Consider the following 24,865-nt stretch of genomic DNA (forward strand, 5'->3'; position numbering starts at 1 on the left):
ACGTCGTCCTTGATCACCGGATGGGTCCCCGGCGGCGGCGATGCGGATCGGGCCGGTCGCCGCGCTCGGTGGTGTCGCCCCGCTCGGGCCGCTCGGCCGGATCGGGCCGCTCGCGGCGGCCCGCGAAGCCGCCCGCACCGGGGTCGGTGACACCCTGATAGCGCAGCTGCCGGTCCGGTTCCGGCGTGGTGCCGTCCGCCGGTCCGGGGGTCCGTACGACCAGGCCGTCGGTGACCGGCCGTGCGGCGGCGACGCGCTCGCCGGCCATCGGCGCGAGCACCCTCAGGTCGATCGAGGCCTTGAGCTCACCGCCGAGGGCCGACCACACGTCGCCGGGCGAGCGGCCCTGCTGGGCGCCGCCGGCCACCTCGATGGGCACGGCGAGGCCCATCTCGACGAGGGTCCCGGTGTGAAACCGGCGGGGCAGCACGTCCGTGCGGGCCAGGCAGCGGAGCACCTCGGAGAGCAGCCGGTGTTCGTCCTGCGGCCGGTTGGTCCACGCGGTGACCAGGTAGGTGAGGTCGAACCAGCGGGGCGGGGTGCGGCGGGCCACGGTCATGCCGTGCTCGTCGTACTCCTCCACCGTGCCGGTCCGCCGCCTCTCGACGTCCTCCCTGATGTCGTAGAGGAAGACGCTGATCGTCGGGGCGTTGCGGCGCGCCGCCCATTCCCGGGTGGGCGGGTCGAAGACCAGGTCGACGCCGCTCTCCGTGAGGCCCGACTCGGTGAGCAGGAGCCGGACCCCCTCGTCGATCTCGTGGATCACCGGCGGGCCACCTCGTCGGGCGGGGCGACGTTGCCGGTGACCACCAGGAAGGGCGTGGTGACCGGGGAGAACCCGGCGCCCTTGGCGGTGATGACGCGCGGGCCGGTCTGGTCCTTGTGGAGGATCAGGAGCTGGGCGATGAACGTCCCGTCGGCCTTGGGGATGGTGGGTACGGCCGCCGCGGTGATGCCGGGCTTCCAGGTGAGCGTCACCGGGGTGCCGGGCGGGAAGTCCTTGCCGCGTACGGAGGTCACGAAGCCGGGCTTGCCGATGGCCGGTACGGCGATGATCTTCGGCTGGAGGATCCGGATCCGCTGCCGGTCGGTGTTGTCCTTCGGGTCGGCGTCGGTGCCGGAGGTGGTGATCCGCCCGGTGGCGGTGGTCGTCAGCGCCTTGTTCGGGGACAGGACGATGGTGACGACGGTGGAGGCGCCGGGGGCGAGGTCACCGAGGGCGCACACGTTCTTGACGCACCCCGCGGGGGCCTTCCCGGCCGGGATGCCCTTCGGCAGGCCGAGCCGCAGGTTCAGGCCCGTGGCCAGCGCCTCACGGCCGTTGCGGACGGTGTACGTGAGGACCACACGGCCGCCGACGTACCCCGGTTCGGGCCGGGCGGTGATGGTCAGCGCGGGGCCGGCCTTCGGCGCGGGCGGCGGCGGGGTGGGCTTCGGCGGGGTCGGGGTCGGCGTGGTGGGGGTCGGCGTCGGGGTCGTCGGGGTCGGCGTCGGGGGCTCCGGCGCGTTCTCGACAGGGACGAGGGTCCGGGTCGCGTTGTCGGCGGGGGCGCGGTCGATCACGGCTCCGGTGACGGACCAGTCGATTGCCGTCTCGCCGGGGGTCACGCCGGTCAGCCGGACGGTGACGGTGACGCTCTCCCGGGGTTCGAGGACCCCGAGCTCGCACTGCGGCGACCCGGCCTCGCACACGCCCTTCGACGGGGTCATCCCGTCGAGGCGCACGCCGGGCGGCACGGCCGCGGTGAAGGTGGTGCCGGGGGCGGCGGACGGGCCCTGGTTGGTGACGGTCACGGTGACCGTGCCGGTCTCGCCCTCGGTCACCGGCTCCGCGGTGGGCGGCGCGGTGACCGTCAGGTTCACCGACTGCTGGTACGCGGGCTCCTTCTGACGGCCCGGCAGGGCACCGGTCAGCGTCGTGACGGCACCGGTGGCGACCTCGACGGTGGACAGGGCCTCCGGCGAGTTGGCCGCGAGGGCCCGGCGGGAGCTGAACACGAGCCGGGTCGCGTCCGGCGACCAGGCCACGTCACGCGGCTGGAAGGGGCCGGTGGCGGAGGTGTCGGGGACCTCCTGGCGGCAGCCGTCCGGGTCGCCGGCGCGGCCGGTCGGCAGGAGCACCTGGCAGCGGCCGTCGGCGAGGTCGGTCATGAGCACGCTGTTGCGCTCGTTGAGCCGGCCGCCGCCGTCCTTGCGGTTGAAGGCGAGGCGCTTGCCGTCCGGCGAGAAGGCGGGGCTGTCGTCGATCACCTGGCAGCTGCCCGGGCAGAGTTCGGCGCTCAGGTCCCGCTGCTGGCCGAGCGACTTCACGGGCACGGTCCAGATGTGCTTGTTGCCGCCCACTCCGCCGATGACGTGGTTACGGGTGAAGGCGAGGGTCGTGCCGTCCGAGGACCAGGTCGGCTGGGCATCCCCGCCGGTCTGGCCGGCGGGCGGGCGCACCTCGTCGACGAGCGCGCCGGTCGTGGCGTCGGCGATGAGGATGCGGCCGGGGCCGGAGGCCGAGCCGACGCCGCCGGGCGAGGTGCGGGTGAAGGCGATGAGCTTGCCGTCGGGCGAGAAGGTGGGGTCGGTGTCCCAGTCCTTGGCGCCACCGCCCGCGAGCGGCAGGGGAGCCGCTTTCGAGCCGTCGGCGTCGGTCAGGTAGATATCCTCGATGCGGCTCTTGGGGTCACCGTGGAAGCGGGTGACGACGATCCGCCGGCCGTCGGGGGTGTAGTTCTGCCGCTCGGTCCACGGGTCGTAGTCCGCGGACGGGTTGAAGAGCGGGTCGGCCGCCGGGTCGGTGTTGGTCAGGGCCTTGGGGTCCTCCCAGAGGACCTTGAACCCGAGGTCGCGCGGGTCGGAGCCGTCCGGCTTCACGTCCATGAGGTGCGCGTGGTTCTTGGCCTCGGGGGTGGTGCGGGTGACGAGGACGGAGCCGCCGTCCTGCGGGCCGAGCCAGGTCGGGGAGTCCACCCTGCGGTCCTCGTAGAGGACGACCGACGCCGTGACCGTGGAGTGGGCGACGGCGCGGTAGACGGTGTCGTACGGGTTGGTGCAGCCGCAGGGCCCGTTGATGCTGAGGAAGAGGATGGTGTCGCCGTCGGGCTGCCAGGCGGCGGCCCGGGTCTGCCAGGTCGCCTGCTCGCCCGAGAGGAGCGGGCCGTCGGCGCCCTGTCCCTGGGTCACCCGCAGCCGGGGGCCGCTCTCCGCGCCGCCGGGCGCCAGGGTGAGGGTGTAGGCGACGAGGTCGCGGTTGACGGCGTCGTCGACGGGGTTCCAGGCGGGGTCGTCGGCGTCACCGGCCGGGCCGTCGCTGATCCGGACGGGCGTGCCGCCGCCGAGCTGCCGGGCGTATATCTGGCGGCCGCGCAGCGGGTCGGCGTCACTGGCGTACGCGACCCTGGCGCCCTCCGGGGAGACGGTGGGCGCGGTCTCGTTCTGGGGAGTCTCGGTGAGACGGCGCTCCCCGGTCCCGTCGGTGCCCACGATCCACAGGTCGCGCTGGGTGCCACCGAGGAGTCGCGGTTCGGCGGAGTCGAACACCACGAACCGGCCGTCCGGGGTGAGTTCGGGGTTGGCCGCGTCGCGGTCGGAGGTCAGCTTGCGGATGCCGCCGGCCCCGTCCCGCAGGTACACCTGGGGACGCGTGCCGTCGCGCAGACTGGTGAAGACGACCTGGTCGCCGCGGGCGTAGGCCTCGGTGTCGTAGTGCGCCGGGCCGGGGCCGAGCAGCGGTTCGGCGGTGGCCGGCGTCCCGGTGACCCGCCCGATGGAGCGGTGCTCGGTGCCCGCGAAGGCGATGCGGCCGATGTCCTCCGCGGCCGCCGCCGCGCGGACGGGCGCGGCGGCGGGGGTCGCGGCCTGCGGTGAACTCACCGCGAGCAGAGGCACCATCACCGCCACGGCGACGGCCAGTCGGACCAGCCGGACAGGGCCTGCCGGGCTTGGGGTGCCGGTCACGTCCACCTCACAGTCTGAGAACAGTTCACCGTGGTCGAGCGTCACAGGCCGGGGCGCGGGGCGACAGGCCGCGAGTACCCGCGCCGGGGGAAGCGTCCGCTGCTCTTTCGGGCACTCGCGTGCGTCCGAGCACTCGTGGGCGTCTCGGCGCTCCTACAAGTCCCGGCGTTCATATGAGGCCGTGCCGCATCGCGTACCCCACCGCGTGGGCACGGTTGCGCAGTTGCAGCCGGGTGGTGACCTCGTGCAGCACGTTCTTGACGGTGCGTTCGGAGTACGAGGTCTTCTGCGCGATCTCGACGGTGTCGAAACCTTCGGAAACCAGCCGCAGCATGTCGGCCTCGCGCGTGGTCAGGGTGGAGAGGGTCAGTCCCCGCGGGTCGAGCACCGTCCGCTGCAGGCTGCTGACATGGGCCAGGAGCTTGCCGAGGAGGTCGCCGGGGAGCACCCCCTCGCCCTTGGCCAGCGCGGTGACCAGGTGCACAAGCCGGTCCTGGTCGGCTTCGGCGCGGCGCAGTACGGCGGCGACCGAGCACTCGATCATCGTCTGCAGGGCACCGGCTTCGAACCGTCCCACGACGAGCCCCGTGCTCGTGTTGGTGTTGCGCTGGAGCCGGCGCAGCAGTTGCACGGTGGAGTCGTCGACGGTGTCTACCACCACCAGGGTGGCCCTCGCCTTGTCCGCGTCCGCCTCGGACAGCAGCTCCACCTCGGGCCGCCGCCGCAGTTGCTCGACGATTCCCGCCTGCAGGATCAGGTCCTCGGCGTATACCGAGACCGACACCCTGGCGTTGCACTGATCACTGTTCGTCATGGGTTCCACCCGTTTCTTCGTCGTCCGCCGGCCGGAAGGGGTTCGGCCGGCAAGTGGTTCAGGTTCGGCGCGCGTCCGTGCGCCATTGGTCCGTGGGGGCACCCGGGCTGCCCGTTACATGGCCCTCCCGCCCCTCGTGCGCGACAGAAGGGCCAACTAGGTTCACGGCGTGACCACTTCTGCCGAACTCGAACTGCCGACCGTGACGGTCTCGCCCGGCGGCGAGGCGACGACCACCCTGACCGTCCGCAACGACAGCGACATCGTCGAGGCGTACACGCTCACGGTGGTCGGTGAATGCGCCGCGTGGAGCACCGTCGAACCGGCCCGCGTATCGCTGTATCCCGGCACTTCCGAGACGGTGACGGTACGACTCGCTCCGCCCCGCTCCCACGAGGTCCGCGCCGGGGACAAGCCGCTCGGTGTGCGCGTCCTGCCCGTGGAGCACCCGGAGAACGTGGTGGTCCCGGAGACCACGGTGCACGTGGAGGCGTTCCACGAGGTGCGCCAGGTCCTCGACCCCCGCCGGCGCCGCGGCTGGATGGGGGCGCGCTACCGGATCGCCCTGAAGAACCAGTCGAACATCCCGGTCTCGCTCGCGCTCGCCGGCCGGCAGGCCGGGGAGGAGCTGAGCCTCACGGTCACCCCGCAGCGGCAGCGCCTCGAACCGGGCGAGACCGCCGAGCTCGGGCTGAAGGCGCGGGTCCGTTCGCTGATCTGGTTCGGCGAGCCGGTGAGCTGGCCCTTCGAGATCGAGGTCGCCGACGCCGTCGAGGAGGGCGCGGGCGGCGGTGCCGACGCCGACTCGGACTCGCCGAAGAGCGACCGGCCCCCGGCCGCGGCGGTGCCGCAGGTGCGCTCCGCCGGACCGGGTGTCGTCGACGGCGAGTTCGTCCAGCTGCCGATCCTGCCGAAGTGGCTGCTGATCCTGCTCGCGATCCTCATCGCGCTGCTGGTCGCCTGGTTCGCGCTGGTCCGGCCCGCGGTGAAGTCCGCCGCGAAGGAGGCCGCGACCACCGCGCAGAAGGAGGAGGCCGCGAAGCAGGAGAAGGCCAAGGCGGAGGAGCAGGCCAAGGCCAAGCCCACGCCCAAGCCCGGCGGGCAGGAGGAGGGCTCCGGCGACGGCGGGTCCGGTACGGGTCCGGGCAGGACCGGGACCGGGGGCGGCCAGCAGAGCTCGGCCACCATCGACATCAAGACCGGCGCCGGTGGCAAGAAGGTGGGGACCTACCAGGTGCCCGAGGGCAAGGTCTTCGGGATCACCGACATGGTCGTGGCCAACTTCCAGGGCGACGAGGGCATCATCACGATCTCGTTCGGCGAGCGGAAGATCACCACGATCGCGCTGGAGACGTTCCGCAACCAGGACTACCACTGGGTCACCCCCATCGACATCCCCGAGAACTCGACCGTCACCGCGGAGGTGACCTGCTCGAAGCCGGGTACGCCGGCCACCGGAAAGCAGGCCTCCGGCTGCAACGAGGTGCTGAACGTCAGCGGTGTGCTCCGCGACCTCCGACCGTAGAACCGGAATCCCTGGCAGTTTTGTTCGAGATTTCGGCGAACGGAAGTCCGGAATCATGGAGTCGACCGGAAAGGATCGTCCAAGACGGTCCTCCGGTAAGCGCGACGGAGAGGGCCGTGGCGCGAAGTCATCTGTGGCCACGGCACGTTCCTCCTGCTTCCCTGATCTGTTCGAGGGAGCAGGATAGGCAGAGCCAAGTGCCGAAAAAGTGACGCCCCGTCGACGCTTCGGCTGATGTGCCGGTCTGAGTATCGGCCGATGTGCCGGTCGAAGTGCCGGTCGACGCGTCATCGGTGGCCGCCGGACTCGTCGGCGGCCGCCGCGGGGGATCCCAGGCGCGCGAGCCGTTCCCGTACCTGCCGGGCGTCGGGATGCCCCAAGTGCTCGAAGAGCTCGGCGGCTTCGCGCCACGCCACGGCGGCGGCCTCCGGGTCGCCCGTGCCCTCGTGGCTGTCGCCGATGTGGCTGAGGGTGTCGGCCTGCAGGCTGAGGTCGCCGATGTCGCGGTAGAGGGCGATGGCCTTCCCGTACCCGGCGAGGGCCTCGCGGTACTCGCCGCGGTGGTGCCGGGCGTAGCCGACGCTGTCCCAGGCCGCCGCCTCGCCGTTCCGGTTCCCGTTCTCCTGGTGCAGCACGACCGCCTTCCCGCAGTCGTTCAGGGCCTGTTCGTAGGCGCCGGTGAGGATATGGGTCCAGCCGATCTCGTTGAGTACGGCCGCCGCTCCCGTGCGATGGCCCGACACGTCGTAGAGCGCGGACGCAAGGCGGTAGTGCTCCAGCGCCTGTTCGTGGTCTCCCATGGAGTTGCTGAGGAACGCGAGATTCCGGTGGGCGGTCGCCTGCCCGTCCGGGTCGCCCGCCTCGGTGAAGCGGTCCAGCGCCCGCGACAGCGTCTCGTGGGACTCCCCGTACCGGCCCAGCCTGCAGTACGCGAATCCCAGCGCGCGCAGGGCGTACGCCTGGCCCGTGGCGTCGCCGTCCAAGCGGGCGGCGCGCAGCGCCAGTTCCTGGATGCCCCGCTGTTCGTCCCAGCGACCCGCCCGGTCGAGGAACAGTTCGAGCGCCGCGGCCAGCCGCCAGCAGAGCCCGTCCCCGCCGCCACCGTCCGCCGCGGCCCTCTCGACGGCGGAGAGCAGCACCTGGCGCTGCCGGTGCAGCCACTGGGCCGCCTGCCGCATTCCGGTCAGCTCCTCCGGTACGACACCCTCGCCCGGCGGCGGCAGCGGGACGCGGTCGCGGTACGGGGCGAGCAGGGCATCGGCCGCCTGGGCGCTGTGCAGATAGTGCTCGACCAGGCGACGCCCGGCCTCGGCCCGGTCCGCCTCGTCGTCCCGGCTCGCGCTCAGCTCCTTGGCGTACGCCCGGAGCAGCTCGTGGCAGGAGAAGCGGCCCGGGGCGTCCTCCGTCAGCAGGTGGCTGTCGACGAGTTCGGCGATGTGTCTACGCGCGTCACGTACGGCTACGCCCGACAGGCTCGCGGCCGCGGGCACCGACAGCTCCGGCCCCGGGTGCGCCCCGCCGAGCAGCCGGAACAGGCGCGCGGCGGCCGGGCCGAGGGCCTGGTACGACCAGGAGAAGACGCTCCGCGCGTCGGCGCTCGCGTCGCTGCTGGTGAAGGCGTCCAGGCTGCCCCGGGTGGCACGCAGCTCCTCGGCGACGGCCGCCAGGGCGAACCGGGGGTTGAGCAGCGCACGGGCGCCGACGATGGCGAGGGCGAGCGGCAGATGGCCGCACAGCTCGATGATGTCCTCGGCCGCCGCGGGCTCGGCCGCGATCCGCTCCACGCCGAGGCGCCGGGTCAGGAACTCGACGCCCTCCGCGCGGGAGAGCACCTCCAGGCCGATGAACCGCACGGTGTGGGTGACGACGAGGCCGTCGAGGCGGTGCCGGCTGGTGATGAGCGTCAGACAGCCGGGGGCGCCGGGGAGCAGCGGCCGTACCTGTTCGGAGTCGCGCGCGTTGTCGAGCAGGATCAGGAGCCGTCGGGGGGCGAGGAGGCTGCGGTAGAAGGCAGGGAGGGCCTCGGGTTTGTCGGGGACCCGCTGCGGCGGGACGCCGAGGGCGGAGATCACCTCGCGCATGACGTCGGGTGGGTCGAGCGGCGCCATGGTGGGGTGGAAGCCGCGGAGGTTGACGTAGAGCTGGCCGTCGGGGAAGCGGTGCGTGACCTGGTGGGCCCAGTGGACGGCGAGCGTGGTCTTGCCGACGCCGGCCATGCCGCTGATCGCGGCGATGACGGCGGTGGTGGAGGTCGACGGGGCGGCGTCCGTGGCGGGCAGTGTCCGGGAGAGGTCGAGTTCGCTCTCCCGGCCGGCGAAGGTGGCGATGTCGGCGGGCAGTTGGGCGGGCAGGAGCTGGGGAGGGGCGGACGGCCGGGCCACCGTCGCCGCGCCATCCCCGCTGTCACCGTCGCTCCCGCCGTCGCCGCCGTCCCTGTCCTCGCCATCAGCTGCCGGCACGGGGGCGGTGATGGGCGCTGCCACGGGGACAGCCACCGGAACGGCCGCCGGGACGGTCACCGGCACGGTCTGGCGCAGGACCCGCTCGTGGGCCGCGCGCAGCTCGGGCCCGGGGTCGACGCCGAGCTCGTCCACGAGCCGGGAGCGGACCGACGCGTGGACGGCGAGGGCCTCGGCCTGGCGGCCGAGCGCGGCGAGCGCGGTGACGAGCCGGGCGTACAGGGCCTCGTCGAAGGGGTAGTGGTGGCCCGCCTGTTGGAGCAGGGAGAGGACCAGCTCGCCGTGCGTGTGGTCCGTGGTCAGGGCGGCGTCGGCGGCCTCCTTGACGGTGGCCAGGTACTCCTGGTTGAGCGCGGTGAAGAGCGGGTGCGCGGCGACCCGCGGCGGCAGGCCCGTACCGGCGAGCCCGCCCCACATACCGAGCGCGTCGACGAGCAGACCCACGCCCTTGGCCGCGTCGCCGCCCGCGATCGCCCGCCGGGCCTCCTCGCGCAGGGACCGGAAGTGCAGCAGGTCCAGCTCGCCCGCGTCGACCCGCAGCCGGTATCCACCCGCTTGCCGAAGCAGCCGCTGGGCGTCCGCCCGGCTGGGCAACTCGGGCTCCAGGAGCCTGCGGAGCGCCCCCACGTGGCGGTGGACCACGTTGACCGCGCTGCCGGGCGGCTCCTCCCAGAGGGCGTCGATCACCTCCTGGGGCGTCAGGAGCTGACCGGCCCGGGCCAACAGGAGTGCCAGCAACGCCTGTTGTTTCGGCGGCCCCGAGGTCAGCTCGGTGTGCCCCCGCCATACGCGCACCGGCCCCAGGATCCGGTAATGCATGCTCCCGCCCCACCTCTCAGCAATGCCGGGGCCCGCCTCGGGACCCGCCGTACACCGGTCGCGCCGCGCTCTCCGCGCCAGCCGCTGTAAACGCTCTCAGAAACCGCCGTTCGCACCGGTGTTCGCCTACGCTATGCGGCGGGGCCGGGGCGTCTGCAAGGGGGCACCACCACGGCGTTTCCGTCACGTAACCTTTGGCGATCCGGCCACACCGGGCGCGGACCGGAACCGGAGGAACGCACACATGGGAACGCTTCTCTACGTCACCGACCTGGGCTATCAGGCGCGCGGACGGCGGTACTGCGACGAGGACATCTGGCTCTCGGGCCGGCTGCGCGAGGAGTTCGGGCTCGCGCTCTGCCATCCGCTCGACGCGGCCGCGCTGATGGACCGCTTCGACGCCGTCGTCGTCCGCAACAGCGGGCCGGTCCTCCACTACCAGAAGGCGTACGACGCGTTCACGCGCGCGGCCCGCGAGGGCGGGGTGCGGGTATTCAACTCCCTGACCGGAAAGGGAGACATGGCCGGGAAGGACTATCTACTCCAGCTGTCGAGGGAGGGATTTCCGGTCATTCCGACGGCCGGCCGCCGCGAGGAGTTCGCGCTGCTGCCGGAGGCGGCCGAGTACGTCGTGAAGCCGCTGCTCGGAGCGGACTCGGTCGGTCTGCGGTTCGTGGAGCGGGCGCGGCTCGGGGAGGTGGACCCGGCCGGCATGCTCGTACAGCCGCGTATCCCGTTCGCGTACGAGGTCTCGTTCTACTTCGTCGGGCGCACCTTCCAGTACGCGCTGTACGCACCGGACCCGGAGGCCCGCTGGGTCCTTGAGCGGTACGAACCGACAGCCGCCGACCTGGAGTTCGCGCAGCGGTTCGTGGACTGGAACGGCCTTGCGCACGGCATCCAGCGAGTGGACGCCTGCCGGGCGCCGGGCGGGGAGCTGCTGCTCGTGGAGCTGGAGGACCTCAACCCGTACCTCTCGCTCGACCTGGTCGGGGAGGCCGAGCGGGAGGCCTTCGTCGCGGCGATGAAGGCGTCGCTGAGGGACTTGCTCAGCAGCTGAGGCCGAACGCGGGGCTTACGCGGACCGCTTGCGCGGGGTCGCCTTCTTCGCGGTCGCCTTCTTCGCCGTCGTCTTCGCCGTGGACTTCTTCGCGGTCGACTTCGCGGTCGACTTCGCGGTCGTCTTCTTCGCGGCCGTCCCCTTCTCCGCCGTTTTCGCCGTCTTCGAGGTCGACTTGCGGGCGGGGGCGGCCGTCTTCTTCGCCGCCGTCTTCGCCGTGGACTTCCGCGCGCCCGTCTCCTTCGGCGTGCGCGACGAGGCCTTCCGGCCCGCGAGTTCGGTGACCTCGGCGTCGCCGCCCTCCCCGCGCGCCTCCTTCGCCGCGCGGACGCTGCTCTCCAGGGCCGCCATCAGGTCGATGACCTGGCCGCCGCCCTCCGCCTCGGGCTCCGGGGGCGCCACTGCCGCGCCGCCCTCCGCCTTGGTGGCGATCATCTGCTCGACCGCCTCCCGGTAGTCGTCGTGCAGGGTGTTGATGTCGACCTCGCCGAGGGTGGCCATCAGGGCGTCCGCCAGGTCGAGTTCGGCGTCCCGCACCGAGACCGGGGTCTCCGGGGCCACCCCTTCCGGCGCCCTGATCTCGTCCGGCCAGAGCAGCCCGTGCATCGCGATCACGTCGTCCACGACCCGGAGCATCCCGAGCCGCTCCCGCCCGCGCAGCGCGTACTTCGCGACCGCCACCTTGTCGCTCCGCTTGAGCGCCTCCCGCAGCAGCGTGTACGGCTTGGCGGCCGGCACCCCGCTGGCCGAGAGGTAGTACGCGGCGTCCATCTGGAGCGGGTCGATCTCCCCGGCCGGCACGAAGGCCACGATCTCGATCGTCTTCGCCGTCGGCAGCGGCAGCGCCGCCAGGTCCTCGTCCGTGATCGGGATCATGGTCCCGTCGGACTCCTCGTACGCCTTGCCGATCTCCGCCTGGGAGACCTCCTCGCCGTCCAGCTCGCACACCTTGCGGTAGCGGATGCGGCCGCCGTCGGCCTGGTGGATCTGACGGAAGGAGACGGACCGGCTCTCGGTGGCGTTGACGAGCTTGATCGGGATGCTGACCAGACCGAAGGAAATGGCACCGTTCCATATGGATCGCACGTTTCATCCCTTTCGCACGATGCTTCCGGATTCGTGGGATTCTCATGGTATGACGCCGATCACGGAGGTGGAGGGGCGGCGCCTCCCGCTCAGCAACCTGGCCAAGGTCCTCCACCCGGCCACCGGCACGACCAAGGGCGAGCTGCTGCACTACTACGCCACCGTCGGCGCCGCGATCCTGCCCCATCTGCGCGACCGGCCGGTGTCCTTCCTGCGCTATCCGGACGGCCCGGAAGGGCAGCTCTTCTTCACCAAGAACCCCCCGCCCGGCACGCCCGCCTGGGTGAAGACCACCCCGGTCCCCCGCTCCGACGACCCGCGGGCCCGGCAGGTGATGATCCAGGACCTGCCCTCGCTGATGTGGGCGGCGAACCTGGTCGTGGAGTTCCACACCCCGCAGTGGCGGGCCGGCTCCCAGGCCGTCGCCGACCGGCTCGTCCTCGACCTCGACCCCGGGCCGCCCGCGACCGTCGTGGAGTGCTGCCGGGTCGCCCTCCGGCTCCGCGAGCGGCTCGCGGCGGACGGCCTGGAGGCCTTCGCCAAGACCTCCGGCGCCAAGGGCCTGCACCTGCTCGTCCCGCTGGAGCCGACCCCGTCCGACCAGGTCTCGGCGTACGCGAAGGAGCTGGCCGTCCAGGCCGAGGCGGACGACCCGCGACTGGTCGTCCACCGGATGACGAAGTCCCTGCGCCCCGGCAAGGTCTTCGTCGACTTCAGCCAGAACGCCGCCGCCAAGACCACCGCGACCCCCTACACCCTGCGCGCCCGCCCGTCACCCACCGTCTCCGCACCCGTGACCTGGGAGGAGATCGAGGCGTGCGACGCGCCCGAACGGCTGGTGCTTCTGATGGACGACATCGCGCCACGTCTGGAGCGGTACGGAGAGCTGCTCGCCCCGCTCTTCGACCCCGGCCCGGCCGGGTCGCTGCCATGACCCAGGCGCCCGCGTCCGGCCCCGGCGATCCCGCCACGGGTCCCGTCCTGCGGCCGCCCGTCGATGTGATGCGCCCCCGGTCGGCCGACGAGATCCCGGCGCAGGGCAGCACGCCCGGAGGGTTCCAGTACACCCTCAAGCTGGACGGATTCCGCGCCCTCGCCTTCGTCCTGGAGGGGCGGCGGGTCTTCCTCCAGTCGCGCTCGCACCGGGACCTCGCCCCGGAGTTCCCCGAGATCGCGGCGCATCTGGGCGCCCATCTGCAGGCCGGGACCGTGCTGGACGGGGAGCTGTGCGCGTACCGGGACGGGCGGCTGAGCTTCACCGATCTGCTCCGCTCGCCCGGCGACCGCAGGCGGGAGGGCGTCCCCGTCTCGTACATCGCCTTCGACATCCTCGCCGTCCCCGGCCGGGACGTCCGGCCCCGGCCGCTGGTCGAGCGCTGGCAGCTGCTCGGCGCGGTCCTGGAGGAGATCGGGCCGCCGGTGCAGCGGGTCCTCGCGACGCTGGAGGAGGAGACCGCGCGCGGCTGGTTCCGCGATCTGCGGGCGGTGGGCGTCGAGGGGATCGTGGCGAAGGCGCTGCGTTCGCCGTACCGGGCGGGCGAGACCTGGGCCTGGCGGAAGGTGCGGCACGCGGACACCCTCGACGGCACGCTCCTCGCCCTGGTCGGGCCGGTGGACCGGCCCCGGGCGGTGGTCGTCCGGCTCCCCGACGACCGTACGGTGACGACCTCGCCCAAGCTCACTCCCGCGCAGGCCCGCGAGGTCGGGGCGCTGGCGGCGGGGCGGCTCGGGGAGGCCGTGGACGACCCGGACCACGGGCCCGTGAGGCTGCTCGCCGAGCCGCTGCCGGTGGAGCTGCGGCAGCTCTCCGGGCGGCAGGAGACCGCTCGGTTCGTACGCGTACGGTCCGACGGCTAGGGCGCCTCCGGCCCTCCGGAAGGGGCGGCTCCGGGGCGCCGCGCCGGGCAACTCCGCGTGTCCGTCGCGGGGATGGCGCAAAGCGAGCGGCCCGAGGGCTCTTCCGAGACCGCGTCCGCTCAGCGGGTCCTGGTTCACGGTGTGGTGGTGCACACTTGCTCCCTGGTACAGCGCTCACGGGGAAGGCGGCGCCGCATGCTGACGGGGATCGAGGAGGTCGACTGGGCCTCGCTGGGGCATGCCTACGGCCCCGCCGACGATGTACCGGGGATGCTGCGCGGACTGGCCTCGTCCGATCCCGCCGAGCGGGAACTCGCCCTCGACGGCATGTACGGAGCGGTCCACCACCAGGGCGACGTGTACGACTCGACGCTCGCCTGCATCCCGTTCCTGCTCGAACTCGTCGCCGACCCGGAGGTCCAGGACCGGGGCGGCATCGTGGAGTTGCTGACCAGCGTCGGCGGGATCGATCTGAGCGGCGAGGACGAGCTGGACGAACTCGACGCGGACGACGAGGAGTTCATCCCCGCCGCGAACTACGCGATGGCCGCCGCCGCGGTCGCGGCCGGCGCCGACGTCTTCCTCGGCCTGGTCGGCGACCCGGACCCCGAGGTCCGGCTCGCCGCCCCGTGCGCGCTCGCCTCGCTCCACCCCGACCCCGCCCGCGTGCTGACCCTGCTGCGGGAGCGGCTGACCGTCGAGCGCGCCACGGAGGTGCGGCTCGCCCTGGTGGAGGCGGTGGGGCGGATCGCGCGGCGGCACGAGTCGCTGCGGGACGAGACCGTCGACTGGCTGGGCTGGCTGACCCGCGCGGCGCAGGCGCCCGGGCTTCGGCTCGCGGCGCTCGCGCAGCTGGCCCGGTGCGCGCCGGGCGAGGTCCCGGACGACGTGGTGGAGCGGGTGACGCGGCTGCTCGACGAGGTGCGGACCGCGCCGCCCGAGCCGGATTCCCGGTCCGCCACGCCCCCGTTCGCCGGACAGGTGCGCGAGCTCTTCGAGGAGCGGTCGGCCGGGCGCCCGACGCCGTGGTCCGACGAGCTGATGCGGACCCTGCACACCGCGCTCGACGACCGGGTCGAGGACCGGACCGCGCTGATCCTCGCCCAGCTGCGCAGCCCCGACCGGTGCCAGCGGCTGGACGCGATCTGGCTCTGTGGCGGTCTGATACGAGTCTGGCGCGGCCGGTACGAGGAGGTGGTGCGGCTGGTCGGGGCGCAGCTCGCCGACCCCGAGCCGAGGCTGCGCGAGGCCGCCACCTCGTTCCTCGAAGGCCTCTTCGAGCTGACCGGCCCGGCGACCGACTCGCTCGCGGCGCGGCTCGCCCGCCGCCCCGGCAGACCGGAGCGCCCCGAGTGGGCCGAACGGCCCGAGGGTCCGCCCGGGGCGCCGGACGGGCGCGCCCGGGCGCTGCTCGCCCTGGCCCGCTCCGGTGACGCCCGGGCCGTACCGATGCTCGCGCGCGCCCTGGTGGAACCGGACGTACGACGGGATCTGCTGTACGCCGTGCCCACCCTGGGCCCGGCCGCCGCGCCGCTCGCGCCGCTGCTGCGCCGCCGCCTCGGCCGGGTCGAGCTGGACGACCGGCTGTACGAGCACGCCTCGCCGCTGCTCTTCGCCCTGGCCTCGGTCCGGGGCGCGCAGGCCATGCCGGAGGTGCTGCGGGTGCTGCGCGGGGCGCCGCCGAACCGGCGGGACTGGGTGCAGGAGGCCGCGCTGACGGCCCTCGCGGCCTTCGGGCCCGCCGCGCGGGAGGCGATCCCGGACGCGCGGGCGCTCCTGGAGAGCGAGGCGGCGGCGGTCTCCGCACAGGCGGCGCTGACGCTGTGGTCGGTCGAGGGCGACCGGGAGGCCGTCCTGCCGACACTGACGGGCTGGCTGGGGCCGGACGCCACGGCGCCGGACCGGTGCGCCGCCGCCCGGGCGCTGGGCACGATCGGCCCGGCGGCGGCGCGCAGCGCGCCGGCCCTGCTTCCCGGGCTCGGCTGCCGAGACCTGTGGGTACGGGTGCGCAGCGCGGCGGCCCTGTGGCGGGTGTCGGGAGCCGCGGAGGCGGCGCTTCCGGTGCTGCTCGCGGCCTGGGAGGAGAACCGGCACGCGCGCGTGGAGATCGCGGAGTGCCTGGCGGAGATGGGACCCGCGGCGACGGAGGCGCGCGGGGTGATCCGCGGGGAGCTCTCGCAGCGCCGCCGGCACAACGTGCGGGAGAGCGGCTACAGCAGCCATGACATCCACGAGGACGAGAAGCTGCTCACCTTCTGCCGGGCCGCGCTCGACCGGATGGAGCGGTAGGAGCGGTAGGAGCTGGAAGAGAGCCGCCCCGGGGTTGTGACGGCTTCGTCGAGGCGCCTACGGGCCACTGCCAGCCACCAGGCCGCAAATAGCGGACATTTAGCCTCGAATCCATCAGCCTGTGCGCCGAGGATCCGGAGCCGTCCGTGAGCACCGCCACCACCGGCGGCCGGGGTGGACACCTCCCCGGTGCTGCGGCTCGGCCTGGACGCCGACGGCGGCCTCCAGGTGCCCTCCGCCGACCAGGCCGGGCAGGCCGGGTGGTACACAGGTGGCGTGACGCCCGGCGGGAAGGGGCCCGCCGTCCTGGTCGCGCAGTACGACACCGCGAAGGGCCCGGCGCTCCTGCGTGACGCGGCCAAGGTGCGGATGGGGACCTGATCGAGGTCGGCCGGGCGGACGGCTCCACGGCCACCTTCGAGGTCCGCGCGATCCAGCAGGTCGACAAAAAGGACTTCCCTACGAATAAGGTCTACGGGAAGACCGACCGTCCCGAGCTGCGGCTGATCACCTGCGGCGGCTCCGTCGAGGACGGTCACCGCACCGACAACATCATCCTCTTCGCCGACCTCGTGCAGTAGCGGGGAGCGAGAGGACCCGAGGAGCAGAGTGAGAGCACGCGGACTGCCGTTCGCCGCCGCCGTGGCCCTGGCCGTGGCGGCGCCGTTCGTGCTGTCCGGCTGCGGCGCCGAGGGCGGGCTCGAGAGCGCGGGCGCCACGCCCACCGCCATCGGGCCCGTCCGCCTCTGGCCCGATCTGCCGCCCGCGACCGCGCCGCCGCTCGACTACGGCGAGACCGACACCCAGTCCGTCCCCGGGATCAGCGTCCCCGAGAACGACGTCCGCCGGGTCGACCCCATCTCCGTGGTCCGGGCCGAGGTGAAGGCCCGCCCGGACACGTACTCCGGCGCGGACGGCATGTACGAGGAGACGGCCCGGCAGATCGGCCGATGCGTCCAGGAGCCCGCGAAGTGCCCGGTCATGCGGGCGTACTACCGGGATCTGACCGGCAACGGCCGCGACGAGCTGATCGTCGGCATCCGGATGCCCGAGCAGCAGGTGGGCGTGCGGGTCTACCTCGCCGAGCACGGCGGGCTGACCCGGATCATGTCCACCATCGACCAGGTCATCAGCGTGGAGCTGGCGGGCCGGGACGTGATCGTGCGGGCGTCCTCGGCCGGCATCCCGGGGTACGAGTACCGCACCGCCTGGTCCTGGGACGAGCAGCAGCGCGCGATGCTCCCGACCCGGGACGAGATCGTCCGGGTCAAGCCCCCCGGCCCGTCGGTCCCGCCCGCCCCCGAGCCCCGGCTGGTCGAGCCCTCGGCCAGCCCGGCGCCGCCCGGCTCCTCGCCCACGCCCTCCGCTCCGGCGCCCTCCGCCTCGGACGACCTCTTCGCGGAGGGCCCGTGACGGCGCGACGGCGGCGCCGGCCCCGGCTGCCGGCCTGGACCGCGACGCTCACCTGGAAGTCCGCGGTCTTCATCACCGTCATGTGCTGCGCCCTGGCGGCGCTGCTCGGCGCCCTCGTCCATGTCTCGGTGTCCAACCAGACCGTCGACGACTTCCGGGACCGGGCGCTGACCCGGCTCTCCACCGCGTCCCGGGCGTATGAGGCGGGCGAGCCGCTCCCCCGGTCCGCCGGGATCGACCCGGTGGGCCTCCCCGACGAGCTGCGCACGCTGGCCCTGCGGGGTGAGCGCGGCACGGTGGTCGACAAGTACGAGGGCCGGCCGACCATGTGGGCGGCGGGTCCCGCCGACGGCCACGCCCTCGCCGTACGGGTCGACTACTCCACGGGCGCGGAGATCATCGACGGCCTCGACCGGTCGATCCTGGGCTCCTCTGTGCTCGCGATCGGGGCGACGCTGCTCGTGGGCGCGTTCGCGGTCACCCGGGTCACCCGGCGGCTGCACCTGACCGCCCAGGTGGCCCGGCGGATCAGCGCGGGCGACCTCGACGCGCGCGTCGACGACCCCCGTACGAAGGACCCCGCCCGCCCGCAGGACGAGGTGGCCACGGTCTCCGGGGCGCTCGACACGATGGCCTCCTCGCTCCAGCGCAAGCTCCAGACCGAGCAGCGGTTCACCGCGGACGTGGCACACGAGCTGCGCACCCCGCTGACCGGTCTGTCGGCCGCCGCCGAACTGCTGCCGGAGGGGCGGCCGTCGGAGCTCGTACGGGACCGGGTGCGGGCGATGCGATCGCTGACGGAGGACCTCCTCGAAATCTCACGGCTCGACGCCCGCAACGAGACGGTGGACCTGGCCGTGCACGACCTCGGCCCGATCGCCCGCCGGGTGGTGGCCGCGTCCGGGACCGGGACGGAGGTGCGGATCGGCCGGAACGCCACGGTCGAGACGGACAAGCGGCGCCTGGAACGGGTACTCGGCAACCTGGTCTCCAACGCGCACCGGCACGGCGCCCCGCCGGTCGTGCTGACCGTGGACGGCGCCGTGGTGACGGTACGGGACCACGGCCCGGGGTACCCGGAGTATCTGCTCGCGTCCGGGCCCCAGCGGTTCCGTACCGAGAGCGGCGGCAAGGGCCATGGGCTCGGTCTGACGATCGCGGTCGGACAGGCCGAAGTGATCGGCGCGGAGCTGGTCTTCGGCGAGGCACCGGGCGGCGGCGCCGAGGCGCGGCTGACGCTGCCGGAGTACGTACGGCTGACGGACGAGCCGCTCGACCCCTGACGGCACACCGTCACGAGCCGCCCGACCTCTGACGGCACACCCTCACGAGCCGCCCGACCTCTGACGGCACACCCTCACACATAAGGGATATAAGCCATATCGCTTGCTACGTTGCGGACCATGACCGCAACGACGGCGGACCCTCCCCCGCCCGCGCTACGCATCCCGAAGCGCCGCGGCGTGGAACTCTCCCTCCTCGTCTGCGCCGTCCTCATCTCCGTCCTCGGCTACGCCGGCGTCGGCCTGGCCCGGAGCGGTGCCGTACCGCCGGACGCGCTGCGCCACGGAGCGGGTCTCGGCGGTCTCGCGCTCCTGGCCCACCTCGCCGTACGGTTCCGGGCGCCGTACGCCGATCCGCTGCTGCTGCCGATCGCGGTCCTGCTCAACGGCCTGGGCCTGGTGCTGATCCACCGGCTCGACCTGGAGACGCCGAAGGACCAGGCGGCCTTCACCCAGCTGGTGTGGTCGGCGCTCGGGGTGGCGCTCTTCGGCGCGGTCGTCGTGCTGCTGCGCGACCACCGGGTTCTCCAGCGGTACGCGTACCTGTCGATGGCCACCGCGCTGCTCCTGATGCTCGTGCCGATCTTCTTCCCGGCGGTGAACGGGGCGAAGATCTGGATCCGGATCGGCGGACTCTCGTTCCAGCCGGGCGAGTTCGCCAAGATCATGCTCGCGGTCTTCTTCGCCGCGTACCTGGCGGCCAACCGCAATGCGCTCGCGTACACCGGCCGCCGGATCTGGCGGCTCCAACTGCCCACCGGCCGGGTACTCGGCCCGATCGCGGCGATCTGGGTGCTGAGCGTGGGCGTGCTGGTCCTGGAGCGGGACCTCGGCACCTCGCTGCTCTTCTTCGGCCTCTTCGTGATCATGCTGTACGTGGCCACGGGGCGGACCGGCTGGATCGCGGTCGGGCTGCTCCTGGCGGGCGTCGGGGCGTTCGCGGTCGGGTCGGTCGAACCGCACGTCCACAGCCGGGTGGAGGACTGGCTGAATCCATACGCCTCCATCGAGGCGGGCGACGGACCGAGCCAGCTCGCGCAGTCGCTCTTCGCCTTCGCGGCGGGCGGGATGCTCGGCACCGGCCTCGGGCTCGGCCACTCGATCCTGATCGGCTTCGCCGCCAAGTCCGACTTCATCCTGGCGACGGCGGGCGAGGAGCTGGGCCTGGTCGGGCTGACCGCCCTGTTCCTGCTGTACGCGCTGCTCGTCGCACGCGGCTACCGGGCGGGACTCGCCCTACGCGACCCCTTCGGGCGACTCCTTGCGATCGGCCTGGCCTCGATCCTGGCGCTCCAGGTCTTCGTGATCGCCGGCGGGGTGATGGGCCTGATCCCGCTGACCGGCATGGCGATGCCGTTCCTGGCGCAGGGCGGCTCGTCCGTCGTCACCAACTGGATCATCGTGGCGCTGCTGATCCGGGTCAGCGACTCGGCCCGCGCGCCGCGCCCGGAGCTGGTCGAGACCGGGGTCATCGCGCCGATCGTGGAGGACGCCCGGTGATCCCGTACATCCGGCGCGCGGCGGCGCTCTGCCTGGTGCTCCTCGTGGCGCTGCTGGTCAACGCGGCGCGGGTGATGGTCTTCCAGGCCGAGTCGCTGGACGAGAACCCGGCCAACCGGCGGGTGGCGATCACCCGTTGGAGCGAGCCGCGCGGCGAGATCACGGTCGAGGGGCGGCCGGTGACCGGCTCGCGGGACAGCGGCCAGCAGCTGCGCTACGAACGGACGTACAAGCAGGGCCCGTTGTACGCGCCGGTGACCGGCTTCGCCTCACAGACGTACGGCACGACGTTCGTGGAGCACGCCGAGGACGGCGTGCTGGCGGGTACGGATCCGATGCTGGCGCCGTTTCCGTTCTGGGACGACCTCAGCCGGGGCCGGCTCGCGGGCGGGGACGTGGTGACGACGATCCGGGCGTCGATGCAGGAGGCGGCGTACCGGGGGCTGGGCGGGAAGCGGGGCGCGGTGGCGGCGGTGGAGCCGTCGAGCGGGCGGATCCTGGCGCTGGTCTCCTCGCCCTCGTACGACCCGGCGGAACTGTCGGGGACGGGCCCGGGGGTCAAGGGGGCGTGGGCGAGGCTGAACACCTCACCGAACCAGCCGATGCTGAACCGGGCGATCCGGCAGACCTATCCGCCCGGCTCCACCTTCAAGATCGTGACAGCGGCGGCCGCGCTGGACGCGGGCGTGGTGACGGACGTCGAGGCACCGACGAAGACCCCGGACCCCTTCGTGCTGCCGGGAACGCGGCAGGTGCTGCCGAACGCGGCCAAGGGGTGCGAGGACGCGTCGCTGGCGTACGCACTCCAGTGGTCGTGCAACACGGTGATGGCGGGGCTGGGGGTGGAGGTGGGGCTCACGGGAATGGTGGACGCGGTCGAGAAATTCGGCTTCAACGACAGAGGCCTGACGGTCCCGTCCTGGGTGGCGAAGTCGAACTTCGACCGGAGGATGAGCGACGACCAGCTGGCGCTGTCGTCGATCGGCCAGTTCGACACGACGGCCACGCCCCTGCAGATGGCGCTGGTGGCGGCGGCGGTCGCCAACAACGGGGAGATCGCCCACCCGTACCTGGTCGAGCGGACGACGACGGCGGGCGGCACGACGGTCGACACGACGGGCCGGCGCAGCTACCGGCAGGCGATGCGCCCCTCGACCGCGACGCAGCTCCAGCGGCTGATGGTCAGGGCGGTCGAGGAGGGCACCGGCACCAACGCGACGATCCCGGGCGCGACGGTCGGCGGCAAGACGGGCACGGCCCAACACGGCCTGGGCAACGCCGGCACCCCGTACGCCTGGTTCATCGCCTGGGCCCAGGCGACGGACGCGGCCCAGCCCGCGGTGGCGGTCGCGGTCGTGGTCGAGGACGCCGAAGCCAGCCGCACGGAAATCAGCGGCGGCGGCAGCGCGGCCCCCATCGCCCGGTCGGTGATGGAGGAGGCCCTCCGCCCGAGGAAGACCCCCTGACGGACCGCCAGCCACCGCCCCCGGGGGCTCGTCGGAGTTTCGGGGTGGGGGCCCCGTTAGTTGATCGGCTTGCGCATTTCCGCGCGGACCTTGGCCGTCTTGTCCGCGAGTTCGGACAGGTCGACGTCGTACGGGTCGGCGGTGGCCGACTCGGTGGTGACGACGGCGACGAAGGAGGCCGTGTTCTCGTCGCTCCAGGCGCACATGGGGAGCGTCGCGGTCCCGGTGGCGTCCTTGGTGGTGGTGACCTGGCAGGTGACCGTGACGTCGTGGCCGGCCGGCTTGAAGTCCTTCGGCTGGATGACGAGCGTGGTGCCCTTGTCCTTCGCCGCGCCCGAGAGGATGGAGGCGCGGGTGAGGGTGGGGTTCTTGATCCGGCCGTGGAAGCCGGAGACCACGAGGACCGAGCTCTCCTTGCCGCCGTACTGGGCGATGGCCGCCTTGGCGTCCTTGACCGTCGGGTCGTAGGTGTCCTCGACCTCCTTGCCCTCGGTCTCCGACGCGTCGTTGGTCAGCGTGAAAGAGCCGTCCAGGAGGGTCTTCGGGACCACGAGCTTGTGCGTCGCCTCCGGGAAGTCGCCGGTGACGCCCGCCCCGTCGAGCACGAGCTTCCCGGCGTAGCCGAGGCCGCCGACGACCGCGAGGGAGCCGACGACGATCCCGACGATCAGCCCGGTCCGCTTCTTCTTCGGCGGCTGACCCATCGGCGGCTGACCCCAGCCACCGGCGCCGGGGCCCGGGTACTGCTGGGGGACGCCGGGCTGCTGCGGGTGGCCCAGGGGCGGCTGACCGTACGGCCCGGGCTGCTGCCCGTAGGGCCCCGGCTGCTGCGGGGGCGGGACGGGACCGCCGTACGGGTTGTGCGGCGGCTGGTGCGGCGGTGGCGGCATGCTCATGTCGCGCACGGTACGTCACACGTATGACAGCAGGGAGTCCCGGGGCCACACCGGGGGCACCCCAGGGCTCACCCCAGGACCCGGCGCTACCCCTCCCCCGCCCCCTGCTCGATCGCCTCCGCCACCTCCGCCACCCGCTCCCGCTCCTCCACCGCGAACCGCTCCCGGTCCAACGCCTCCGCGATCTCCTCGTCCTGAGTCATCAGCAGGTCCAGGTTCGAGTCGCCGAGGTCGAAGACGCCCATGTCCAGATAGGCCTTCTGGAGCCGCTCGCCCCAGAGCCCGATGTCCTTCACGCACGGGACGATCCGGCTGAACAGCAGCTTGCGGAAGAGGTGCAGGAACTCGCTCTGTTCGCTGTACTCCTCCGCCTCCTTCCGCCCGATGCCGAAGTTCTCCAGGACCTCCACGCCGCGCAGCCGGTCCCGCATCAGATAGCAGCCCTCGATCACGAACTCCTCGCGTTCGCGCAGTTCCGCGTCCGACAGCTGCTTGTAGTAGTCGCGCAGCGCCATCCGCCCGAAGGCCACGTGCCGGGCCTCGTCCTGCATCACGTACGCCAGGATCTGCTTGGGCAGCGGCTTGTCCGTGGTGTCGCGGATCATCCCGAACGCGGCGAGCGCGAGGCCCTCGATCAGGACCTGCATACCGAGGTACGGCATGTCCCAGCGGGAGTCGCGCAGGGTGTCGCCGAGCAGGCCCTGCAGGTTGTCGTTGATCGGGTACAGCATCCCGATCTTCTGGTGCAGGAAGCGGCCGTAGACCTCCGCGTGCCGCGCCTCGTCCATGGTCTGGGTCGCCGAGTAGAACTTGGCGTCGAGGTCGGGGACGGACTCGACGATCCGCGCGGCGCAGACCATCGCGCCCTGCTCGCCGTGGAGGAACTGGCTGAACTGCCAGGAGGCGTAGTGCCTGCGCAGCTCGCCCTTGTCCTTCTCGGTCATCTTCGCCCAGTGGCGCGTGCCGTAGAGGGTGAGGACGTCGTCCGGGGTGCCGAGCGGGTCGTACGGGTCGACCTCCAGCTCCCAGTCGATGCGCTTGGCGCCGTCCCACTGCTTGTCCTTGCCCTTCTGGTACAGGGCGAGGAGCCGCTCGCGGCCGTCCTCGTACTCCCAGCTGAAGCGCGCCGAACCGGTGGCCGGGACCTGCCAGATGGGGTCTCCCGGGGCTTTCGTGTAGAGGTCGTGCGTCGACACTGACGACTCCTTACTCTCACGGGTCGTGCTCCTCCGGGCAGGCTGACACCTTGGTAGACATCGGGTCAACAAGTCACGCAGAAGGGATTGACGCGGTTACTGACGAGCAGTCTCATAAGTGTCGACCGCCCGTCCGACCGCTGGTAACCCGACCGCGAGCACAGCGAGGTGTCGCACCGTCATGACCACCCGTACCGAGCAGGACTTCACTCTCCTCCGGGACGCCCTCGGCCCGCTCCGCGACCGGGAACAGGTCGCCGCGCGGCTCCTGGAGTCCTCCCTCAAGCACTCCTTCGACCCCGAGACCGAACTCGACTGGGCCGCGCCGCTCGAAGACGGCAAGTGGTTCTGGCCGCCGGAGCTGGTGTCGCTCTACGACACCCCGATGTGGCGGCGGATGTCCGAGGAGCAGCGGATGGACCTCGCCCGGCACGAGGCCGCCTCGCTCGCCTCGCTCGGCATCTGGTTCGAGATCATCCTGATGCAGCTGCTCGTCCGGCACATCTACGACAAGTCCCTGACCAGCGACCACGTCCGCTACGCGCTCACCGAGATCGCCGACGAGTGCCGGCACTCGATGATGTTCGCCCGCATGATCCAGAAGGGCGGCGCGCCCGCCTACCCGGTGCCGCGGGTCTACCACAACCTCGCCCGCGTCCTGAAGACCGTCTCCACCACCCCCGGCTCCTTCTCCGCCACCCTGCTCGGTGAGGAGATCCTCGACTGGATGCAGCGGCTGACCTTCCCGGACGAGCGGGTCCAGACCATCGTCCGCGGGGTCACCCGTATCCATGTCGTGGAGGAGGCGCGGCACGTGCGGTACGCCCGCGAGGAGCTGCGGCGCCAGATGGTGACCGCGCCGCGCTGGGAGCAGGAGTTCACCCGCATCAGCTGCGGCGAGGCCGCCCGGGTCTTCTCGGTCTGCTTCGTCAACCCGAAGGTGTACGACAACGTGGGCCTGGACCGCCGCGAGGCCGTGGCCCAGGTCAGGGCGAGCGGGCACCGCCGGGAGGTCATGCAGTCCGGCGCCCGGCGGCTGACCGACTTCCTGGACGACATCGGCGTACTCCGGGGGCCGGGGCGGCGGCTCTGGAAGTCCTCCGGACTGTTGGCGTGAGCGCCTGCCAGCCGCCTGGGGCGGCGGCTCTGGCCACGCGGCGGAGCCGCACATCAGGCACAGCCTCCGGACTGTTGGCGTGAGCGCCTGCCAGCCGCCTGGGGCGGCGGCTCTGGCCACGCGGCGGAGCCGCACATCAG

At 72.7% G+C, this 24,865-nt stretch carries 19 protein-coding genes; 12 read left to right on the forward strand and 7 right to left on the reverse strand.

Annotated features, from left to right (window positions below):
• Positions 1 to 13 precede the first annotated feature (13 nt).
• The 3 genes from Q5762_RS16290 to Q5762_RS16300 form a co-directional block, all read right to left on the reverse strand.
• Positions 14 to 766, reverse strand: a complete 753-nt coding sequence (locus tag Q5762_RS16290) for a DUF4255 domain-containing protein (RefSeq protein WP_315892813.1) — start codon at positions 764 to 766, stop codon at positions 14 to 16.
• Positions 763 to 3,945: a hypothetical protein gene (locus Q5762_RS16295; protein WP_399495176.1), complete on the reverse strand. Its 3,183-nt coding sequence runs from the start codon at positions 3,943 to 3,945 to the stop codon at positions 763 to 765. Before Q5762_RS16295 ends, Q5762_RS16290 begins: the two co-directional genes overlap by 4 nt.
• A 169-nt stretch (positions 3,946 to 4,114) precedes the next feature.
• Complete coding sequence (locus Q5762_RS16300; protein WP_315892814.1) at positions 4,115 to 4,759, reverse strand: LuxR C-terminal-related transcriptional regulator; 645 nt, start codon at positions 4,757 to 4,759, stop codon at positions 4,115 to 4,117.
• 169 nt (positions 4,760 to 4,928) lie between these two features.
• On the opposite strand from Q5762_RS16300, the gene Q5762_RS16305 reads away from it, so the two are divergent.
• Positions 4,929 to 6,284 (forward strand): hydrolytic protein, encoded by a 1,356-nt coding sequence (locus Q5762_RS16305; RefSeq protein WP_315892815.1) that lies wholly within the window; start codon positions 4,929 to 4,931, stop codon positions 6,282 to 6,284.
• A gap of 287 nt (positions 6,285 to 6,571) precedes the next feature.
• Here the strand turns inward: Q5762_RS16305 and Q5762_RS16310 are convergent, their stop codons facing one another.
• On the reverse strand, positions 6,572 to 9,562 hold the full coding sequence (locus Q5762_RS16310; RefSeq protein WP_315892816.1) for a BTAD domain-containing putative transcriptional regulator: 2,991 nt from the start codon (positions 9,560 to 9,562) through the stop codon (positions 6,572 to 6,574).
• 244 nt (positions 9,563 to 9,806) lie between these two features.
• On the opposite strand from Q5762_RS16310, the gene Q5762_RS16315 reads away from it, so the two are divergent.
• The gene (locus Q5762_RS16315; protein WP_315892817.1) at positions 9,807 to 10,622 is read left to right on the forward strand and encodes a hypothetical protein; all 816 of its coding nucleotides are present in this window, start codon (positions 9,807 to 9,809) and stop codon (positions 10,620 to 10,622) included.
• 15 nt (positions 10,623 to 10,637) lie between these two features.
• Here the strand turns inward: Q5762_RS16315 and Q5762_RS16320 are convergent, their stop codons facing one another.
• Positions 10,638 to 11,708: a Ku protein gene (locus Q5762_RS16320; RefSeq protein ID WP_315892818.1), complete on the reverse strand. Its 1,071-nt coding sequence runs from the start codon at positions 11,706 to 11,708 to the stop codon at positions 10,638 to 10,640.
• A gap of 49 nt (positions 11,709 to 11,757) precedes the next feature.
• Here Q5762_RS16320 and ligD point away from each other — a divergent pair, with 49 nt between their 5' ends.
• The 9 genes from ligD to Q5762_RS16365 all read left to right on the forward strand — a co-directional run bounded on the left by ligD (position 11,758) and on the right by Q5762_RS16365 (position 21,516).
• The gene (gene ligD / locus Q5762_RS16325; protein ID WP_315892819.1) at positions 11,758 to 12,642 is read left to right on the forward strand and encodes a non-homologous end-joining DNA ligase; all 885 of its coding nucleotides are present in this window, start codon (positions 11,758 to 11,760) and stop codon (positions 12,640 to 12,642) included.
• The gene (locus Q5762_RS16330; RefSeq protein ID WP_315892820.1) at positions 12,639 to 13,565 is read left to right on the forward strand and encodes a DNA ligase; all 927 of its coding nucleotides are present in this window, start codon (positions 12,639 to 12,641) and stop codon (positions 13,563 to 13,565) included. Before ligD ends, Q5762_RS16330 begins: the two co-directional genes overlap by 4 nt.
• A 195-nt stretch (positions 13,566 to 13,760) precedes the next feature.
• A complete protein-coding gene (locus Q5762_RS16335) occupies positions 13,761 to 15,854 on the forward strand; it encodes a PBS lyase (protein WP_315892821.1) in 2,094 nt (697 codons plus the stop codon).
• Between the two features lie 174 nt (positions 15,855 to 16,028).
• Positions 16,029 to 16,235, forward strand: coding sequence for a class F sortase (locus Q5762_RS16340; protein ID WP_315892822.1), 207 nt, complete (start codon positions 16,029 to 16,031; stop codon positions 16,233 to 16,235).
• Positions 16,235 to 16,435: a sortase domain-bontaining protein gene (locus Q5762_RS16345; RefSeq protein ID WP_315892843.1), complete on the forward strand. Its 201-nt coding sequence runs from the start codon at positions 16,235 to 16,237 to the stop codon at positions 16,433 to 16,435. Before Q5762_RS16340 ends, Q5762_RS16345 begins: the two co-directional genes overlap by 1 nt.
• Before the next feature lie 28 nt (positions 16,436 to 16,463).
• Positions 16,464 to 17,267 carry a hypothetical protein gene (locus Q5762_RS16350; protein WP_315892823.1) on the forward strand — a complete coding sequence of 268 codons (804 nt, stop codon included), beginning with the start codon at positions 16,464 to 16,466 and terminating at the stop codon, positions 17,265 to 17,267.
• Positions 17,264 to 18,550 (forward strand): HAMP domain-containing sensor histidine kinase, encoded by a 1,287-nt coding sequence (locus tag Q5762_RS16355; protein ID WP_315892824.1) that lies wholly within the window; start codon positions 17,264 to 17,266, stop codon positions 18,548 to 18,550. Before Q5762_RS16350 ends, Q5762_RS16355 begins: the two co-directional genes overlap by 4 nt.
• 120 nt (positions 18,551 to 18,670) lie before the next feature.
• Positions 18,671 to 20,050 carry an FtsW/RodA/SpoVE family cell cycle protein gene (locus Q5762_RS16360; protein WP_315892825.1) on the forward strand — a complete coding sequence of 460 codons (1,380 nt, stop codon included), beginning with the start codon at positions 18,671 to 18,673 and terminating at the stop codon, positions 20,048 to 20,050.
• Complete coding sequence (locus Q5762_RS16365; protein ID WP_315892826.1) at positions 20,047 to 21,516, forward strand: penicillin-binding transpeptidase domain-containing protein; 1,470 nt, start codon at positions 20,047 to 20,049, stop codon at positions 21,514 to 21,516. The genes Q5762_RS16360 and Q5762_RS16365 overlap by 4 nt, the downstream gene beginning before the upstream one ends.
• Positions 21,517 to 21,572: 56 nt before the next feature.
• On the opposite strand, the gene Q5762_RS16370 is transcribed toward Q5762_RS16365, so the two are convergent.
• Together Q5762_RS16370 and Q5762_RS16375 are read right to left on the reverse strand one after the other, a co-directional pair.
• Positions 21,573 to 22,412 (reverse strand): hypothetical protein, encoded by an 840-nt coding sequence (locus Q5762_RS16370; RefSeq protein ID WP_315892827.1) that lies wholly within the window; start codon positions 22,410 to 22,412, stop codon positions 21,573 to 21,575.
• An 86-nt stretch (positions 22,413 to 22,498) separates the two neighbouring features.
• On the reverse strand, positions 22,499 to 23,608 hold the full coding sequence (locus Q5762_RS16375; RefSeq protein WP_315892828.1) for a ferritin-like domain-containing protein: 1,110 nt from the start codon (positions 23,606 to 23,608) through the stop codon (positions 22,499 to 22,501).
• A gap of 181 nt (positions 23,609 to 23,789) precedes the next feature.
• Here Q5762_RS16375 and Q5762_RS16380 point away from each other — a divergent pair, with 181 nt between their 5' ends.
• Complete coding sequence (locus tag Q5762_RS16380; RefSeq protein ID WP_315892829.1) at positions 23,790 to 24,725, forward strand: diiron oxygenase; 936 nt, start codon at positions 23,790 to 23,792, stop codon at positions 24,723 to 24,725.
• Positions 24,726 to 24,865: the final 140 nt, after the last annotated feature.

The organism is Streptomyces sp. P9(2023) (assembly GCF_032436795.1).
In the GTDB taxonomy this organism is placed as follows: domain Bacteria; phylum Actinomycetota; class Actinomycetes; order Streptomycetales; family Streptomycetaceae; genus Streptomyces.

Coding starts and splice junctions, on each gene's coding strand:
- Q5762_RS16380 (WP_315892829.1), top strand. CDS start 23,790: ATGACCACCCGTACCGAGCAGGACTTCACTCTCCTCCGGGACGCCCTC.
- Q5762_RS16360 (WP_315892825.1), top strand. CDS start 18,671: ATGACCGCAACGACGGCGGACCCTCCCCCGCCCGCGCTACGCATCCCG.
- ligD (WP_315892819.1), top strand. CDS start 11,758: ATGACGCCGATCACGGAGGTGGAGGGGCGGCGCCTCCCGCTCAGCAAC.
- Q5762_RS16335 (WP_315892821.1), top strand. CDS start 13,761: ATGCTGACGGGGATCGAGGAGGTCGACTGGGCCTCGCTGGGGCATGCC.
- Q5762_RS16300 (WP_315892814.1), bottom strand. CDS start 4,759: ATGACGAACAGTGATCAGTGCAACGCCAGGGTGTCGGTCTCGGTATAC.
- Q5762_RS16370 (WP_315892827.1), bottom strand. CDS start 22,412: ATGAGCATGCCGCCACCGCCGCACCAGCCGCCGCACAACCCGTACGGC.
- Q5762_RS16315 (WP_315892817.1), top strand. CDS start 9,807: ATGGGAACGCTTCTCTACGTCACCGACCTGGGCTATCAGGCGCGCGGA.
- Q5762_RS16330 (WP_315892820.1), top strand. CDS start 12,639: ATGACCCAGGCGCCCGCGTCCGGCCCCGGCGATCCCGCCACGGGTCCC.
- Q5762_RS16310 (WP_315892816.1), bottom strand. CDS start 9,562: ATGCATTACCGGATCCTGGGGCCGGTGCGCGTATGGCGGGGGCACACC.